Annotated in this window: 24 protein-coding genes; 13 read left to right on the forward strand and 11 right to left on the reverse strand. The window is 51.5% G+C overall.

From position 1 onward, the window contains the following. The first annotated feature begins 248 nt into the window (after positions 1–248). Complete coding sequence (locus EPA93_RS04420; RefSeq protein ID WP_129885880.1) at positions 249–1,409, forward strand: DSD1 family PLP-dependent enzyme; 1,161 nt, start codon at positions 249–251, stop codon at positions 1,407–1,409. Between the two features lie 31 nt (positions 1,410–1,440). Here EPA93_RS04420 and EPA93_RS04425 read toward each other — a convergent pair whose 3' ends face one another. Beyond that, the gene (locus EPA93_RS04425) at positions 1,441–1,998 is read right to left on the reverse strand and encodes a GNAT family N-acetyltransferase (RefSeq protein WP_129885881.1); all 558 of its coding nucleotides are present in this window, start codon (positions 1,996–1,998) and stop codon (positions 1,441–1,443) included. Positions 1,999–2,215: 217 nt separating this feature from the next. Then, positions 2,216–2,407 (reverse strand): hypothetical protein, encoded by a 192-nt coding sequence (locus tag EPA93_RS04430; RefSeq protein ID WP_129885882.1) that lies wholly within the window; start codon positions 2,405–2,407, stop codon positions 2,216–2,218. 48 nt (positions 2,408–2,455) lie between these two features. On the opposite strand from EPA93_RS04430, the gene EPA93_RS04435 reads away from it, so the two are divergent. The 3 genes from EPA93_RS04435 (at position 2,456) to EPA93_RS04445 (ending at position 4,231) form a co-directional block, all read left to right on the forward strand. Next, complete coding sequence (locus tag EPA93_RS04435; protein WP_129885883.1) at positions 2,456–2,665, forward strand: hypothetical protein; 210 nt, start codon at positions 2,456–2,458, stop codon at positions 2,663–2,665. Between the two features lie 85 nt (positions 2,666–2,750). Further along, complete coding sequence (locus EPA93_RS04440) at positions 2,751–3,737, forward strand: ATP-binding protein (protein ID WP_129885884.1); 987 nt, start codon at positions 2,751–2,753, stop codon at positions 3,735–3,737. A gap of 104 nt (positions 3,738–3,841) precedes the next feature. Further along, on the forward strand, positions 3,842–4,231 hold the full coding sequence (locus EPA93_RS04445; RefSeq protein WP_129885885.1) for an SCO5389 family protein: 390 nt from the start codon (positions 3,842–3,844) through the stop codon (positions 4,229–4,231). Between the two features lie 137 nt (positions 4,232–4,368). On the opposite strand, the gene EPA93_RS04450 is transcribed toward EPA93_RS04445, so the two are convergent. Then, on the reverse strand, positions 4,369–5,364 hold the full coding sequence (locus EPA93_RS04450) for an ABC transporter substrate-binding protein (RefSeq protein WP_129885886.1): 996 nt from the start codon (positions 5,362–5,364) through the stop codon (positions 4,369–4,371). Further along, positions 5,364–6,464, reverse strand: coding sequence for an amidohydrolase family protein (locus EPA93_RS04455; protein WP_129885887.1), 1,101 nt, complete (start codon positions 6,462–6,464; stop codon positions 5,364–5,366). Before EPA93_RS04455 ends, EPA93_RS04450 begins: the two co-directional genes overlap by 1 nt. Before the next feature lie 363 nt (positions 6,465–6,827). On the opposite strand from EPA93_RS04455, the gene EPA93_RS04460 reads away from it, so the two are divergent. Both EPA93_RS04460 and EPA93_RS04465 read left to right on the forward strand, forming a co-directional pair. Beyond that, positions 6,828–7,265, forward strand: a complete 438-nt coding sequence (locus EPA93_RS04460) for an Rrf2 family transcriptional regulator (RefSeq protein ID WP_129885888.1) — start codon at positions 6,828–6,830, stop codon at positions 7,263–7,265. 121 nt (positions 7,266–7,386) lie between these two features. Then, positions 7,387–8,040: an NAD(P)-dependent oxidoreductase gene (locus EPA93_RS04465; RefSeq protein ID WP_129885889.1), complete on the forward strand. Its 654-nt coding sequence runs from the start codon at positions 7,387–7,389 to the stop codon at positions 8,038–8,040. 74 nt (positions 8,041–8,114) lie between these two features. Here the strand turns inward: EPA93_RS04465 and EPA93_RS04470 are convergent, their stop codons facing one another. The 7 genes from EPA93_RS04470 to EPA93_RS48205 form a co-directional block, all read right to left on the reverse strand. Then, entirely contained in the window at positions 8,115–8,429 is a 315-nt protein-coding gene (locus EPA93_RS04470) for a DMT family transporter (protein ID WP_129885890.1), read from the reverse strand. Continuing rightward, complete coding sequence (locus tag EPA93_RS04475; protein ID WP_129885891.1) at positions 8,429–8,755, reverse strand: DMT family transporter; 327 nt, start codon at positions 8,753–8,755, stop codon at positions 8,429–8,431. Before EPA93_RS04475 ends, EPA93_RS04470 begins: the two co-directional genes overlap by 1 nt. 134 nt (positions 8,756–8,889) lie before the next feature. After that, positions 8,890–9,663 carry a MerR family transcriptional regulator gene (locus EPA93_RS04480; protein ID WP_129885892.1) on the reverse strand — a complete coding sequence of 258 codons (774 nt, stop codon included), beginning with the start codon at positions 9,661–9,663 and terminating at the stop codon, positions 8,890–8,892. Positions 9,664–9,820: 157 nt separating this feature from the next. After that, positions 9,821–10,099 (reverse strand): helix-hairpin-helix domain-containing protein, encoded by a 279-nt coding sequence (locus EPA93_RS04485; protein WP_129885893.1) that lies wholly within the window; start codon positions 10,097–10,099, stop codon positions 9,821–9,823. 58 nt (positions 10,100–10,157) lie between these two features. Continuing rightward, complete coding sequence (locus EPA93_RS04490; RefSeq protein WP_129885894.1) at positions 10,158–10,526, reverse strand: VOC family protein; 369 nt, start codon at positions 10,524–10,526, stop codon at positions 10,158–10,160. 121 nt (positions 10,527–10,647) lie between these two features. Beyond that, positions 10,648–11,067: a VOC family protein gene (locus EPA93_RS04495; RefSeq protein WP_129885895.1), complete on the reverse strand. Its 420-nt coding sequence runs from the start codon at positions 11,065–11,067 to the stop codon at positions 10,648–10,650. Positions 11,068–11,290: 223 nt separating this feature from the next. Continuing rightward, positions 11,291–11,701, reverse strand: a complete 411-nt coding sequence (locus tag EPA93_RS48205; protein WP_165422868.1) for a site-specific integrase — start codon at positions 11,699–11,701, stop codon at positions 11,291–11,293. 204 nt (positions 11,702–11,905) lie between these two features. On the opposite strand from EPA93_RS48205, the gene EPA93_RS04505 reads away from it, so the two are divergent. The 7 genes from EPA93_RS04505 (at position 11,906) to EPA93_RS04530 (ending at position 16,459) form a co-directional block, all read left to right on the forward strand. After that, positions 11,906–12,766: a class I SAM-dependent methyltransferase gene (locus tag EPA93_RS04505; protein WP_129885897.1), complete on the forward strand. Its 861-nt coding sequence runs from the start codon at positions 11,906–11,908 to the stop codon at positions 12,764–12,766. A gap of 212 nt (positions 12,767–12,978) precedes the next feature. Continuing rightward, positions 12,979–13,131, forward strand: coding sequence for a hypothetical protein (locus tag EPA93_RS48210; RefSeq protein WP_165422869.1), 153 nt, complete (start codon positions 12,979–12,981; stop codon positions 13,129–13,131). Positions 13,132–13,473: 342 nt separating this feature from the next. Further along, complete coding sequence (locus EPA93_RS04510; protein ID WP_129885898.1) at positions 13,474–13,914, forward strand: Rrf2 family transcriptional regulator; 441 nt, start codon at positions 13,474–13,476, stop codon at positions 13,912–13,914. Between the two features lie 131 nt (positions 13,915–14,045). After that, entirely contained in the window at positions 14,046–14,426 is a 381-nt protein-coding gene (locus EPA93_RS04515) for an MFS transporter (RefSeq protein ID WP_129885899.1), read from the forward strand. Continuing rightward, positions 14,423–14,662 carry a hypothetical protein gene (locus EPA93_RS04520; RefSeq protein ID WP_129885900.1) on the forward strand — a complete coding sequence of 80 codons (240 nt, stop codon included), beginning with the start codon at positions 14,423–14,425 and terminating at the stop codon, positions 14,660–14,662. The genes EPA93_RS04515 and EPA93_RS04520 overlap by 4 nt, the downstream gene beginning before the upstream one ends. 391 nt (positions 14,663–15,053) lie before the next feature. Continuing rightward, on the forward strand, positions 15,054–16,067 hold the full coding sequence (locus EPA93_RS04525) for an alpha/beta fold hydrolase (RefSeq protein ID WP_129885901.1): 1,014 nt from the start codon (positions 15,054–15,056) through the stop codon (positions 16,065–16,067). A gap of 86 nt (positions 16,068–16,153) precedes the next feature. Beyond that, positions 16,154–16,459 carry a hypothetical protein gene (locus tag EPA93_RS04530; protein WP_129885902.1) on the forward strand — a complete coding sequence of 102 codons (306 nt, stop codon included), beginning with the start codon at positions 16,154–16,156 and terminating at the stop codon, positions 16,457–16,459. Positions 16,460–16,526 lie beyond the last annotated feature (67 nt).

Below are 16,526 nucleotides of genomic sequence, written 5' to 3' on the forward strand. Positions count from 1 at the left end.
AATCTCTCCTAATTACCATATCTTCAATTTTTGCACGAGATATCTAGCCCGAGCCGCTATGTGGCGTAGTCATAAGTTACAGAGAAGCACAATATCCTCCCCGTGCAGATCATTGAACTTCCTGGCTTTGTGCCGTACTTCTTTCGTAGGCGGCACAGAGCAGAAGGAAGCAACCATTCAGAGTCTGGAGAAACTGTCCCTCGTCTGGTATACTTAAACTGGCTAGCAGAACAGGAGGGAATCCCGCAATGAGTCCACTTACAATCGTCGATCCCGACACGCCATTTGCAGTTCTTGATCACAACAAATTGCTCCACAATATTCAGCGCATGCAGCAACACATCGAGCGGCTCGGGGTGACACTGCGGCCCCATCTCAAAACAGCGAAGTCCGTCGACGTTGCCAGCCGCCTCTTTAACGGTGCAACCGGACCTATCACTGTCTCGACGCTGGCCGAGGCGGAAGCCTTTGCTGCCGCCGGGTACACCGACATCGTATATGCTGTGGGAATCGCTCCACATAAGCTTCCGCGCGTTCTGGCTCTTTGTGCGCGCGGCGTCGATCTGACGGTGCTCCTTGACAGCCGGGAACAGGCAGAGGCTGTCGCCAAGGCTTCAAGAGAGGCTGGTAAGCGTATCCCTGCTCTCATCGAGATCGATTGCGATGGTCACCGTGGCGGCGTGCTTGCAGACGATCCGGCGCTTATCGAAATTGGCAGGATACTTGACAGTGCTTCGGAATTGCGTGGCGTGCTCACCCATGCTGGCGAGTCGTACTTTGCTAACACTCAGCAAGCTTTGGCAGCCGCTGCCGAAAATGAGCGTATAGTTGCTGTCACAGCCGCCAACGCCCTGAGAAGTAGGGGCCTACCATGTCCTGTCGTGAGTGTTGGTTCAACCCCAACAGCCTATGCAGCCGTTGATCTGACGGGCGTCACAGAAGTGCGAGCTGGCAACTATATGTTCTTCGATCTCTTCATGGCGGGTGTCGGGGTCTGCGATATTGACGACCTCGCCCTCTCCGTAGTTGTTACGGTGATTGGCCACCGCCCCGGCAAGGGATGGATTATCACTGACGGCGGCTGGATGGCAACCTCTAGCGACCGCGGGACCGCGAGCCAACGGATCGATCAGGGATATGGCATGGTTACCGCACTCGATGGCGTGCCTTACACAGATCTGATCATGAGTCACGCCAACCAGGAGCATGGCATTCTCACCATCCGTCCCAATAGCAGCGCAAGGCTTCCAGTCCTCCCGCTCGGGACGCGGGTGCGCATCCTGCCAAATCATGCCTGTGCGACTGCTGCTCAGTACGATCAGTATCATGTAATTCACCTTTCGCCAGGCCTTGAAGATACTGGACCCGCAACCATCGATGCTCTCTGGCCTCGTGTGAACAGGTGGTAATTGACGAAATGAGGTCCGCCCTCAGCTCTGTTTAGCCTTGCCAATCACGCCTAAACAGGCCATAGATCACTACATCAACATAACGATCATGGAGCCATTGATGCTGCGGGATGATGCTTTCCAGGGTAAAGCCTAAGCGCTCGGGCACAGCGCGGCTGCGTACGTTGCCAACGGCGGTATGTATCTCAACCTTATTCATATTGTAGCGCTCGAAGGCATAATTAATGAGGGCACGGCAGGCACGTGTAATCACGCCTCGCCCCTGGGCTTCCGCATCGAGCCAGTAACCGATCTCTGCAGTTCTATCGCTCCAATGCAGGCGAGGAAAGCCGATAGAGCCAATTAGCTGGCCACGATACCAGATGCTCGTCTGCATAGCCTCATCATTGGCAAAATGCACCAAGGATTGATGGATGTAAGCTTTCGTGGTTTCCGGGCTGTTTTCATACTTGACCCAGGGCATCCAACGTCCAAGATGGGTTCGATTGCGATCAATCAGCCTGTAGTATTCCTCGGCATAGCAAGTCTCAAGTAAGCGCAACTGTAAATCTTCGTCGATCTGCATACATAAAATTGGGGCCCTACCCATTATGTTCCTTTCCAGGCTAAGGTTGCTTTAGCTTTCATATCCTCAGTGGATTGCTAAGGAGGCTGCTTCCCGTCACAAAGAAGATGCCAATCAGTATCAAAATGGCTGAAATGTTGCTTTGAAGAGAAATGTCCTCTAATTTTAACATAGTTGGCAGCTTTTGTCGTCAAGCAGCCCATCTCACACACCTCCTTCCAGTCCTGCTAGCCTTGATTATTTAATGCTTCTCGGTTTTCTCATCTATCCTCTTGACATAATCTTTATCCTGCATGGTTTTGGGATCTGTATCGCTTCTAGCATGCTGCTGGGCTGGTTCAGCCTTAACATCCTTTTGCGGATGCTCATGTCGCTCCTTTTCTGCCTTATGCTTTTTCTGCTGATCTGTTACTTGTTTGTCTCTTTCGATCATAATCAGCTCTATTCCTTTCTTCTTTTTAGAGGAGACTTGTTACTTTTCATGGAAAGATCGAACTTGCTTCCTTACCTGGCGGCCCCTACGAGAATTAACAAACTGCAATCCTCGCCTACGACACGTCAGCGAGCCGAAAAACGTAACCAACACAGCGCCAACGAGCTTCTGATACGTGCAGTCGAGGCAAACAAAAATCAATCTTTGTGGATTGATCAATATAACGTAAAAGGGGTAGACAAAGCATGTTTTATTTGATACACTGTATCACTAAGAGAGGCAATTACCCGGAACAACGGCACAGGTGCCTCTCCCTGATCTTAGAGTAGTAGAGGTATGTCAGATGAAAGTCGCATTTGTAGGCAAAGGTGGCAGCGGAAAAACAACGCTCTCGGCCCTTTTCTGTCGCTATCTGGCATTACAGAAATATCCAGTACTGGCTTTCGATGCTGATATCAACCAGCATCTTGCCACGGCTCTGGGGCTTTCAGAGCCGGCAGCCAGCGCTATTCCTCCCCTGGGCCTGGAAATGGAGCGTATCAAAGCATACGTACGGGGCAGTAATAGCAGAATCAGCTCTGCGGCCGCAATGATTAAAACTACACCGCCGGGTCGCGGCTCGCGCTTACTACATGTCACCGAAGCTAATCCAATATACGAACATTTCGCGCGCGATATTCACGGCACGCGCCTGATGGTGACCGGACCATTCAGCCAGGACGACCTGGGCCTGAAGTGTTATCATTCCAAGGTGGGAGCAGTCGAGCTTCTGCTCAATCACTTACTCGATAAGCCTGAAGAATATGTAGTTGTAGACATGACGGCAGGTGCTGATGCCTTTGCTTCTGGCCTTTTTACACGCTTTGATATCACGTTTATCGTGGTTGAACCAACGCTCAAGTCGCTTGGGGTCTATCAGCAATATATCAATTATGCCAGGGAGTACAAGCTACGTATCAAGGTTGTGGGCAATAAGATTGAGACCGAGGATGATGTCGCCTTTCTGCACACGCATGCAGGCCCCGATCTCCTCACCTGGATGCCGCATTCTCGCTACGTGCGTTCACAGGAAAAAGGCCGGCATCTTCCTTTGACAGAGCTCGAAGAGCAAGGACTAGCAACACTGGCCACGCTAAAGCAGGCCGTCGATGCCAGCCCAAAGGATTGGCAGCGCTTCTATCAGTATGCCATCGAATTTCATCGTAAAAATGCTCTGGGCTGGGCTAATGTCGTGGCCGGCGAAGATCTGACCACACAAATTGATCATGACTACATGCCCTATGCTCAAGAGGTTGAGCTGGCAAGTAGCAGCCAAGTCACCGCTTTATAAGGTAATGGTTGTTTTTGTAGTACATCTTTTCAGCGTAGAGACTTACGGCCATGCCCATTGCTCTACATTACGTTTAGTATTTGACTATAAGAAAGGATTTTCTCATGTCTCTTAACGTTTCGACAGCTCTTCTTGAGCAGGCTCAGCAAGGCGAAATCAGTAAGCAAGATTTTCTCCAGTGTATCAAGGATTCGCTGCCTTACGCCTGGGGTCTAATAGAGAGTCTGGCCCAGCGCTTGCAAAATAACGGAGCAACCTTTGTTGACAATCAGGTACCGCCTCCGAGCGAACAAGCGCGCGGGCAATTGTTGCGCGTGCTCTCCAGCGATGCCATGCGCCACGCATTAGAGCAGCACTATGGCGTGAAGCTGGCCTTCCAGAATTGCCATCGCGTCGCCCTCTTCAAACAGGACCAGCTCGGCTCTGACTATGAAGAGTTCATCACACCACGCAGCCAGATTCTCAACCAGTCGCCCGAACTGCGCGACTGCTAAGCCTTGCACGGCCTGCCACCCGGCTTTAGCACTCTGCTAATCAGGACAGGCGGTAGGCCGTACGTGAAGATGTCTATAGTAAAGTGGTGATCTCATAGGCTTTATGAGATCACCATTTAAGCAGGAAGGACAGAGTATTAGCCTGCAACGGCAGGAACGCAAAGCTCTTTTTCTGAACCCGGCACCTTGGAAATGAGCCCGATGGACTGCATAAACTGGGCAAAGCTTAACAGGCCCACCGGCGTTGTCTCAAATTCGGAGCCGGTTTGGTCAAGCCACGTTTTGTATTGCGCAGCCGTCGCCTTTCCCAACTGATCCCGGGCCAGGTACTGCGCTGCCTCCTCATGGTGGCTATTGAGAAATGTTGTGGCCTCAACAAGATCCTGGCTGAGCTTGCGGGCAAAATCGGGATACTGAGCATAGAAGTTTTGCAAAATGACCACTTCATCTGTCGTCACCTGACCAAAGATATCATAGCCGCGCAGAAGCCTGTGCCCGCCAGCGGCGACCTCGCGATACTGAAAAGGTGGTGCGCCCATATTGGCAGCTACCTGCCCGGTAAGCAGAGCTTGCTCAGCATCCGGCGGCGTCATGACGACAAGATTGCTATCAAGAGCGTGGGCGTTACCCAATTGGGCCAGAGCGGCCTTACGCAGATTAATCGCCTGCAACGAATCGGGAGCAACAACGGCAATTTTATCCCCCGGCTTAAAGTCCCGCAGGCTCTTGAAACGAGGCTCGCGCGCGACCAACCAGGCATCCATTTTGCTTGTGGCGGCTAACACTTTCCAATTCACGCCGCGATCCCAGCCCACGAGAAAAGGCGGCACACCCATGTAGCCAAGCTGAGCCTGGTTAGCAATCATGGCTTCGCGAACGGCTGAGCCGCTATTCAGGAGCTTCCACTGTATGCGCGTATGGGGAAACTGCTTCTCCAGAGTTCCTTGCTGTTTAAGTACGATCAGGTTGGCAGAGCCCATTGAGGGCTGATAAGCTATCGTCACTTCGGTTGGCACAGCTGACATCGAGGAGGCAGATTTGCTAGCCGTCGAGGCATTCTGTCCCCCACAAGCGCTAGTTAAAAGCATAGCCGTCGTCAGGAGAAGTGCTGCCAGATACTTTCGCTTCAGCATTACACGCTCCTCGCTTGCTCCAGACCGTACAGCTCGCGCGCATTCTCATAGAAAATACGAGACTTCAACGCGGCAGGCAGCCCGCGCGGAATGGCTTCATTGGGCGCATCAAAGTCCCAGTGCGGATAATCCGTGGCGAAGACAAATAGACGATCGGTCCCCAAAAGCTCTATCAGGCGCAGCCAGGTTTGGGCATCAAAATCTTCGGTTGGCTGGGTAGAAAACTTGACGCGCTCAAGTATGTGTTCCGAAGGCAGGCGTTTCACCCAGGGAATCTCCTGCTGGAGAGAGCGATAGTTCTGATCGAAGCGCCAGAGGAGATGCGGCAGCCAGCTCCAGCCACTCTCAATAATATTAAACTTCAGGTTTGGGTATTTATCGAAGACGCCATTGCAGACCAGGCTCGTCAAAAGCGACATCGCGCCCTGGGGCACATTAACATGCCACTCGATGTAGTAACGTCCTCGGCCCATCGCACCTTTAACAAACGAGGAGTGATGGAGCCCGATCACGAGATTATGGCGCTGCGCCGCCTCAAAAATGGGATGATAGAAAGGATCGCCGTAGGCAAGCTGGGCAATGGGCAAGATTATCTGCACAACGCGGGGATGGTCTCCCAGCCGCTCGATTTCCCTCACGGCTGCTTGCGGGTCCTGAGGAGCAACATGGATACTGGTCAGGATGCGCTCGTCCTTTTGCAGCCAGTGTTCAAATAGCCAATCATTGTAGGCTGAGGCTAAGGCTGAGGCGAATTCGAATTGCATCTCCATAATGCCTGGCATAAACTGACCGGTCAGGATGGCATATTTGATCGGATAGAGATCAAGCACCTGGGCCTTAAATAACTCGTAGTTAGAGCCCGCCGGAGCGCCCGAATCTGGAAAAGAGTCGGCTCGATTGACGCCATGACTGGCCCAATAGGCAAAGGGCGCTCCGGGCTTCGTCCAGGCTCCGCGTTCGAGCAGGCCGCGCCACGGCTCCCCAAGATAGGGCGCAAGATGTTTCCAGGAAGATATTGTCTCGTGGACGTCTGTGTCAATAATTGGGCCGGTATAGCTGCTACCGGTTGGGCTTGCCGCCGTTATGGGCGTTGTGACCATTGCTGCCTACCTTTCTAGAAATAGAGACTTCAACTGTTCCTCTCCACCCGGGCGTCTTCTATTGAGTAGAATCACCGCGCTTTGGCATTGCTCCAGCCGGCAAGATTCTCAACAATAATGGCTTGCCAGCCGCCACAAGCAATACATTCCATATTTTTATCATTATAATTACTATTAGTTATGCTTATGATGCCATACTCAACCCGAGAAGTCAAGGAGCGGATCGGCGCCAGCAGGCGTTTTAGCCTGCTGGTTATTTACGCGGCAGCTCCCCCAAGCTTACCTATGCATCCAATTTTTCCTTGACAAAGCGCCTTATTTGGAACTATATTAGTTACAGATAAGAGAGGAAAGAGGGCTAGCATGGCCACCAAAAGTCAGTTTGCTGTCGCAATCCATATTCTGACCCTTCTATCCCTGGCAGCAGACGAAGCTATAACATCCGAATACATAGGCGGTAGCGTCAACACCAACCCTGTCTTCATCCGGCGCATTTTGGGAATGCTGAGCCGCGCTGGCTTAGTTACTTCACAGCCTGGTGTGGGAGGAGGCTGGAGATTGGTGCGTGAGCCCACATCTATCAGCCTGCTCGATGTGTATCGCGCAATTGAAGATGACCGTCTCCTCTCTTTACCTCATAGCACACCTAATCCTGACTGTCTGATTGGCAGGAATATCCAACGTACCCTTACCGTCTATTTTGGCGAGGCTGAGCGGGCCTTTGAACAAGCCCTGGCGCAACAGACTATTGCCCAGGTGCTTGAGACTGCCAGCGAGGATACCTATAGCCAGAAACGGTAAGGGTACGTCCTTTTTTTTTAACTATATTCATAACTGATGTAGTTACAAATAGCCGAGATGGGCAAGCCTGGCTGAGAGATTTCTCTCCAGCATCTATGGCTTGCTACGAGAGGAGTTTTGTATGAAAATAGCTCTATTTGGGGCCAGCGGCACTATTGGTCAGCGCATTACATTGGAGGCCCTGGTACGTGGTCACGAAGTCAAAGCGCTGACGCGACACCCCGAAAATTTCCCTATCGCTCATCCCCGCCTTACCGTCGCGCGGGCGGATGTTCTTGATGCGTCCAGCGTGGCTGAGGCGGTAAAAGGTGCCGATGTAGTGGTAAATGCAACCGGGGCCGACAGAAACGACAATGTTGATAAAATGGCGTTCTTTGTGGAATCTACGAAGGCGGTTATTGAGGGTGTGAAGCGAGCCGGTGCAGCACGCCTGATTACTGTCGGTGGGGCCGGCAGCCTGGAAGTTGCTCCGGGAGTTCTGCTTGCCGATACGCCCGAGTTCCCCGACATCTTCAAGCCTACGGCTAACGCTCAGCGTGCTTCACTGGATATCTACCGCGGCGCTGATCTCAACTGGACGTTCTTTAGTCCCTCCGCACTCATCGTGCCAGGTCGGCGCACTGGCAAGTATCGCACCGGGACCGATCAATTGCTCAGCAACGATCAGGGCGAGAGCTATATCTCGGCCGAGGATTATGCAGTTGCGCTGCTTGACGAGATCGAGCACCCGCAGTTTGAGCGCCGGCGTTTTACAGCAGTCTCTCTAGAGAAGTAACGCGCCAATCCATGGGGCTCTCAAGGTTCGCCGCTGCTGTAGCAGATCCTTGAGCAGCCTTTATTACAACAAGATCACCCAACTAGTTTCAGGCTGACCACGGCACCGATAACGCCCATGATACACAGCAGCCTTATCCAGCTTTTAGCTTCTCTAAAGAAGAGCATGCCTACGATAGCTGCTCCAACGGTGCCAATCCCCGTCCAGACCGCGTAGGCTGTGGACAACGGAATTACCGCTATGGCTCTTGAGAGGAAGAAAAAGCTTGTAAGAAAGCCAGCAATCAGGATTACATTATTTATAAAGTTATCTTTCTCGGCAACCTTCTTGACACCTATCACGCCAACGATTTCCAGCAGTCCAGCAATGATTAATTCGCTCCATTCCATTAATGTGCACCCTCCCCGCTAGTAAGCTTGAGCCCGACAAGACAGAGCAATAAAAAGAGAATTATTGGCACCTTCACTAAATTGAAGCTCTGCGCCGAAAACAAGCCCTCAACGATGGTTGTCCCTATCGTTCCCATGCCAACAAAGACTGCATAGGCTGTGCCCACTGGAATAACTTTGCACGCGCGCACAAACAGATCAAAGCTGACGAGTAAAGCCACTAAGACAACAATTGGCGGAATTGCCTCATATTTAAAACCACTGGCCCAGACAATCTCCAGCGCACCGCCGATTATCACAAAGGGCCAGGCCAACTTTTTCTTCATCTATACACCTCTTATATCCTTTTCATTACTGGTACATTAGAGTATCATCTATATCACTAAACATCTTTAACTTATCTTACAGGTATCGCTACTTAATCTAGCTCAAACATCGCGGTTGCTCCTATTAATTTTGCTTATTGCTCCGGTGATGGCTCTTCATAGTGGGCCAGATACCAGTCAACGATCTGATCAATATAATCCATGGTCTCTCTGTCGAGGCCAAAGACACGAGCTGACTCGCCCTGCTCGGGCCTGATGAGCGACCAATATTTATTAGTGAGCTCCTCATTGCCCTGGAAAAATTCCTCGCTACACTCGATGACGCGCCGCGCCAGCTCTTGCGCTACTGGAGAATCCGGCGGCTCGTGCAAATGCTCACGAATCTCGCGCAGCAATTTGGCCCAGACTTTTACCCGTGGATCATTAGTGGCAAGATTCGGCAAGTTAGTAATGATCCTTGTCTCATCTTCGCTAAAATGCCGGGCAAAAAATTCTTGCCTCGTTCGCGTATCTGTCCTCAGCGCCTTGATAAACATGAAGATATCATCAGGTTTGATCTCACCAGTCATTTCAATTGCATTCAAGGTTATATAGAGCAGTTGCTCAAGATGATCGAGGCGCTGCTTCTCTTCCTCGATAGCTTGCAATTGCAGGTGCAAAGAGTGCTTCCAACGCTCCTCCTTGCTCTGGCTCTCTTCTTCGGCCAGGATCTTCTTGATCTGGGCCAGCGTAAAGCCAAGTTTTTTCAAGGCTGTGATCTGGTGAAGCTGCATAATAGCTTCATCGGCATAATAGCGATATCCGGCTTCCGTTACTCTTGAGGGTTTGAGCAGCCCTAGCTCATCGTAATAGTGCAAGGTGCGAATAGTAATATTGGTGGCCTTTGATAAGGCTCCGACGCTGTACATCTTCCTCTTCCTCTCTACCCTTGTCTGATGCATATACGTTTCGTCTCCGGCTTATATATTATCCCTTATGTACACTGCGTCACAAAAATAATAAACCCTCACGTATGGGTGAGGGTCAAGCTTTTTTTATGGTCGATCCGAAATTTTCAAGAACTGGTTACTTGCTATCTTTCCAGTTCCACCATTTCAGTAGATGTGGTTCGCGTATTTCATGCGAGGCATAATAAACTGCGCAGCGAAAGACATAGAGCATGCAGCGATCAATATATGTACCCTGCTGGAGACATAGCGCCTCATACAGTCTCTCAGGATCCTGGCCGCGCAGATCAGCGACGGAACGCAGGCCCAGTGCCCACAAATCCTCTGCAATGGAGGCACCTACGCCTGGAATACTACGAAACTCTTTGAGCGTTTCTTGTTTGAGCAACTCGGCCATGACAAATCTCTCCTGCACAAAGCTATGAAACTGGGCTTCTCAATTCAAGGTAGCAAGCTCAAGCATTGCCTTCCTGAAAAGAGAAGTGAGGATTGGCAATAATGCTGAGGGCATTGCCAAAGGGATCGATAACCGTACCAAGCCGAATATCGCCTCCCACATCGTGTATGGCTTCGCTTTCCTGTGCCCCCAACGCGATGAGGCGCTGATAGGCGGCATCGGCATCGGCCACGCCCCAATAGGCCTGTGGACCAGCAGCGCCCGGCTTGGTGTCCGGGTCCAATCCCAGCTCAAAGCCACCAACATTAAAGCCTACATAAAATGGCTGGTCAAAGTATGGCTGGATGCCGAGCACTTCGCTATACCAGGCTCGGGCCTTCTCGATATCGTTCACACCATAGACAACCGTGCGTAAACCCTGAAACATATATATTTCCTTTCTCCTGACCTGCTTCTTCCTTCAGTCGGCAGGCTCACTCGCGTTCATAGTCGTCAGCAGCCTAAACAGCGACGAGAGCAGAAACCAGCTACATGATGATCATCGTCATTTATTCGGGCAAAAACTGGGGACTCCAGAGGACTTCCCACAGATGATCGTCGGGATCTTGAAAGTATCCAGAGTATCCACCCCAAAATGTTTCCTGGGCAGATTTGATTATCTTTGCCCCTGCCCTTCTTGCTTGTTCCATCACCAGATCAACTTCTTCTTTACTATTCACATTATGCCCAAGCGTGAACTCGGTAGGGCTATGAACAGTTTTCGCGATGGCTGTGTCATGCGCAATGTCATTTCGATCCCAAATGGCAAGCTTCAAGCCAGACTGCAGATCAAAAAAGGCCACAGCGCCATGCTCAAACTCTTCTCCCACAATTCCTTGAGTTGAGAGACCGAGACCATCGCGGTAGAAGGCAAGCGACTTTTCCAGGTCATCTACACCCAGCGTAATTATGGTAATTCTTGGTTTCATAGCGTGATTTCCTTTCTTTCTCTCTTTGTTTGGTTACTATGATCACCTTAATCAAGACGCTCTCGGCTAGCTGGATAAACCCAGTATAGCAATGAATGTGGACGAAATCGGTCCACATTCAGCTTAGTTTTTTGTACTTCTCCAACAGCCCAATAAGCCGTTTTAGCATAAAGGCTTTCCAGCGAAATGGCTTATTGACAGTTTATTTGACAGTAACCAAAGTTCAGGAAGGCGAGTCAAACAACTTTTTCATCTTCTCCGCAGCGTCTTTTTGCATCAGTGGGAGGGTATGGGAATAGACATTGAACGTCATATCCATGGTGCTATGACCTAAAATCTCCTGAATTACTTTGAGATCCACGCCCATACTGCGCATGAGTGTTGCGGGGCTATGCCTCAAATCATGAAAGCGCATTCGTGGCAATCCAGCCCGCTGAAGCATCCGATAAAAACGCGACCGGACATTATCAGGCCAGAGTTGCTTGCCATGCCGAGAACAAAAAACAAAATCCAGATTCTGCCATGCCTGCCCAGCTTTCAAACGCGCTTCTTTTTGCTTCGTACGATGCTCCAAAAGCACATCAGGGAGCAGAATAGTACGCTTACTCGTGCGCGTTTTAGGATCTCCTATCAAACGGTAGCTTGCAAATCCTTTCCCTGTACCATTGATGCCTGAAGATGGGACGTGAGTTTGCGCCATCCAGTGAAAAGAGCGCGTGGGGCTCCCTGCTCTTCCTGGATACTTGCAGAGCGGGGACGCCTTCGCTATACTGGGGAGAAGAATGCAGAAAAGGTTGTTTTGTTCTCTCATGCAGCACCAAGAAAGGCGAGAAACCACATGGAGAAGCACGAGCACGGCCAGCATACCTATATCGCCGATCCAGAAAGCCAGGGAGAGATGACGCGATTACTAAACCTGGACCGTGTGACAACCAGAGCCATGGGAGGCCCACTTTCTGGAGTCTCTGATTGGCCAGAAGAAGCGCACGTGCTGGATCTGGCTTGTGGGCCTGGAAGCTGGGTCCTGGATGTGGCTCGTGCCCATCCTGAAAGCGCGGTTACTGGTGTGGATATCAGTAATGCAATGATTGATTTTGCCCGCGTGCGTGCTCGCACGCAGCAACTCTCCAATGCCACCTTTGCTGTGATGAATATTACCGAGCCACTTGCTTTCTCCCAGGCCTCCTTCGATCTGGTGAATGCACGTTTCCTGGGTCCCGCCTTGCTCCGGCAGTCCTGGCAGCCCTTGCTTGACGAATGCACCCGCGTTCTCAAGCCTGGCGGTCTCCTGCGCCTTACTGAGCCAGTGGACATGGCAGGCATTACGACGAGCGCTGCACATGAACGCTTGACGGTGATGCTCTACCAGGCCTTCTGGCGGGCTGGCTACGCCTTCTCCACCAATGGATACACCCTGGGCTTGACGACAATGTTACCTCGCATGATGCGCCAAAGCGGCTATCGCCAGGTGCATTGCCAGGCGCATACCCTCGAATTTTCTGCCGACTGTGAAGCCTGGCAGGATTTCTATCGCAATGCTCAAGTTCTCTTCAGCATGCTTCCACCTTTCTTACTCAAGACAGGGGTGGCGACGCAAGAAGAGCTGGAGATCCTTTCTGAGCAGATGCACGCCCAATGGTGCTCTGAAACTTTCTGCGGGATGTGGCATCTGGTGACGGTCCTGGGAGAAAAAGCGTAAGACCGAGCATGGGTTTCTCCTCGCTTTGGTCCTCTCATGCAAACTTGGGTATCGAATGCGCAAATTTACGGTCAATCCTCAATATCGTGTGGAGGGAAATGAGGAAGTATTCCCCCACTTTTACGATTTGCGCGTTTTGCTGAGGCGTGCCAGGGAGCAACTTTCTGATCGTTGCAAGCCTCTGGTACTCATTTCTTGGGGAGTGAGACACGATGCTCATCACGGGTAAAATTGCCCGAGCGGCGCAGGTCGAAGGCAAAGAGGCTGCTAAAGGTTCGGCAGCACCGCTACAATGGAAAACTGCCATCTTCTTCCTTCTCGTTTCTTTTTTGCTCATACCCATGAAAGCTGCTGATAAGAGGTGATGTTCCTTGACCTTCGCAGCTTCTGGCAACTGGTAAATAAACTGAAGGGCTGACCGATTTTGCAAGGATGGATGGAGACGCCTTGCTATCTGGAAAAGCCGCTCGCCACCTCCAGGCCCATCAGAGAAAGTTGTCAATAAACCGATTCCTCAAATTCTCCGTCTCTTCCTCCCCATGTGTAAATTTACAGCTTGTGGGATTTACAGGTTATTGTAGGATAAACCCCTTGACAATCTCTCTCATTGTAAGTATAGTTATGACAGTGGTTGTAACAATGTTTGTTACAGCTCAGTGCAGATGAGGATGGATGGAGAGAGCATCTGCGGAAGCGAGAAGACATCGATGAGCGCCAATAGTCGTTTAACCTTAGCCACGCATGCACTTACTTTGATTGCGGCACCTAAATATAGAGACAACTTCACAACATCAGAGCGCATTGCGGCGAGTGTCAAAGCCAACCCGGTTATTCTGCGTGGGCTGCTGAGCATGCTGGAGAAGCACCATCTGGTCAATGTTCAGCGCGGCAGCAATGCTGGCTGGAAACTTGCACGTCAGCCAGAGGAGATCACTCTCCTTGATGTCTATCGTGCAGTCGAACCAGGTTCGCTCTTTGCAATGCACCATACGCCGCCAAATCCACGCTGCGACATTGGTTGCAGCATCGGTTCCGTGCTTGAGGATGTGTATGCCAACATCCAGAACACGCTGGAACTGGAACTGGCACGTGTGACCATTGCCGATGTCTTGCGCGACACCTATGCTGCTACGGCGGCACTACAATGACAAGATCACACCTTGCAAATCCTTTCCAGCAAAGATCAATAGGCGGAGCAATAGTATTTTGGCTCCACTAAGAAGGAGGATATTTTGTGTGCGCGCCGATACAACAAAAACTATTACAATGAGTTGAGCTGATGAAAGAGCCGCGCCTGGTGCTGGCCTTGTTGCCTGCGCTGCTCTGGAATCTGGGCATCTATATTGTCTATACCTACGTGGCGCTGCTGCTTCAGCACAATCTGAACATTACTGACGTGAGCCTTTTCCTGCTCATCTTTGGTCTGGGGCCGATGCTGGGTAACTGGATCTGTGGAGTTGTCATTGACCGTATTGGCTCAACGCGTCCGATTTTCTTCTTTCTTGTCGCGGTGCTGGTCCTCGAACCCTTATTGATGCTAACCACGCATTCGATGATAGGAGCGTTCGTCACGCTTTTCGTATGGGGTCTGTCATACCAATGCTCTTCACGCCACAGCAACATCGTTTGCTGCAACTGGCACCCAAGCATACAAATGTGATTCTGGCGCTCAATAACTCCACCTTCTACCTGGGTATCGCCGGAGGTGCTGCGTTGGGCGGCCTGGCGCTACGGGCTGTTGTCGTCTCACAACTTGGTTGGATAGGCGCTGCCTGTATTCTGCTGGCCCTGCTGCTCTTCGCTTTGAGCACCCGTTTGAGCAGGCGCGGCAACGTGGGCGAGGCGTCAATGGAGGAGAGCGTTCAGCGGGAAGAGGTTATGGTCGTTCCCGAATAGCCCACGAGATGCGCAACGAGATACGCGGTAAGCAGACTGAATGATGTGGGCAGCCTCCACAGACTACCTCACTGGCACTGCCAGCTTGCTCGCAATTTCTTGAGTGTCATTCCAAGACAGGAAAATGGTTACGCGCCAAAGGCAGGCTCAGAATCAGTTCATGGAATCGTGCCTCTCGTTACGCAACCTGTGGGCAATTCGACGAGACGTCAAGAACTCCATACAAAACCGCAAGATTTTCCTTGTCAGCCTGCAAGAAGCTCACTAGCATAGAAATAGATGAGGATAGGATGGCAGAGCAAGCGATGCATGTGTCTGATCTGTGGAGAGAAGCATTCTGTCTCTCATGTGGGACGGAACGTCATTTGAACATTGCCTAAGGAGGCCTGATATGCCCATTAGCGAACATACTGTCAAGACCGAGAGACATACAACTTTCTATCTGGCGGCAGGGCCGGAAAATGGCCCGCTCGTCATCTTCGTCCATGGCTGGCCTGAACTATCCATGAGCTGGCGGCATCAACTTCCCGCATTGGCGGCGCTGGGGTTTCGTGCCATCGCGCCCGACATGCGTGGGTATGGGCGTTCCTCCATGTACACCCAGCCCAGTGATTATGCTCAGGAACACATCGTCCGTGACATGCTTGAGCTCGTGGATGCTCTGGGCAGAGAGAAGGCTGTGTGGGTCGGTCATGACTGGGGAAGCGCGGTCGTGTGGAACCTGGCCAGTCATCATCCCGATCGCTGTCATGCCGTCGCCAGTTTCTGTGTGCCCTACTACACGATGGAACGAGGACTGGACCAGCTGCTGGCCCTGGTCGATCGTGAGGTGTATCCCGAAAACGCGTTTCCTGCTGGTCAGTGGGATTATATGCGCTATTATGAAGAGAGTTTTGCTGAGGCGATCGCGCCTATGGATGCGAACGTCTCCCAATTTCTGAAGCTACTGTTTCGCAAAGGGGATCCCGCTGGGGAGGGGAAGCCAGCTCGTACTGCGACGGCCCGCGTCTTTGGGACGAGTGCGATTCCCGACCTGCCACGAGACGACGACGTGGTGAACGAGGAAGACCTGAGCATCTATGTCTCCGCGCTGGAACGCAACGGATTTGCTGGGCCATCTTCCTGGTACCTGAATCATGGCGTCAACGCTGAGTATGCTATGACAGCACAGAATGGCGGCTACCTCGATATGCCCGTCTTATTCCTGAATGCTCGGTATGACTACGTGTGCGAGTGCACGCATTCGCGCTTGGCTGAGCCTATGCGCACCTACTGTCGCAACCTCACAGAAGAGACGATTCGCTCAGGCCATTGGCTGGCACAAGAGAAGCCGGTTGAGGTGAACACGAGGTTGGTAAAGTGGCTGGCGGCTACGGTCCCTGACGTATGGCCACAGCAGCAGTGAGGACATGGTTAAAAAGTAGCGAGCTAGCAGAAAATGTGCCTCTTTGAGAAGGAAGAACCAAACACTTTCCTGAAAGCGAGGTACATATGAATAGTATCGCCGATGGATCAGTAATCATCCAGAGCACTTCGGAGTCTGTTTCCTCGACCCCTTACTGGTTTGGCGAAATGGCGCTGAGGGCAGCCTATCTTCGTAAACATGGTATTCTGACGAAGATCAGCGAGCGGGTCCACTTTACCTGTAAATTTGCACGCTTCGTGGGCCAACGGAGCAGTGGATCGCTGCGTCAAAGAGACCGAACCTCCCACGCAATGAGCGAAATTCCTCCACGAAGTGTGCAAATTTACACATGGGGAGGAAGAGACGGAGAATTTGAGGAATCGGTTTATTGACAACTTTCTCTGATGGGCCTGGAGGTGGCGAGCGGCTTTTCCAGATAGCAAGGCGTCTCCATCCATC

It is taken from the genome of Ktedonosporobacter rubrisoli (assembly GCF_004208415.1).
Classification (GTDB): Bacteria; Chloroflexota; Ktedonobacteria; order Ktedonobacterales; family Ktedonobacteraceae; genus Ktedonosporobacter; species Ktedonosporobacter rubrisoli.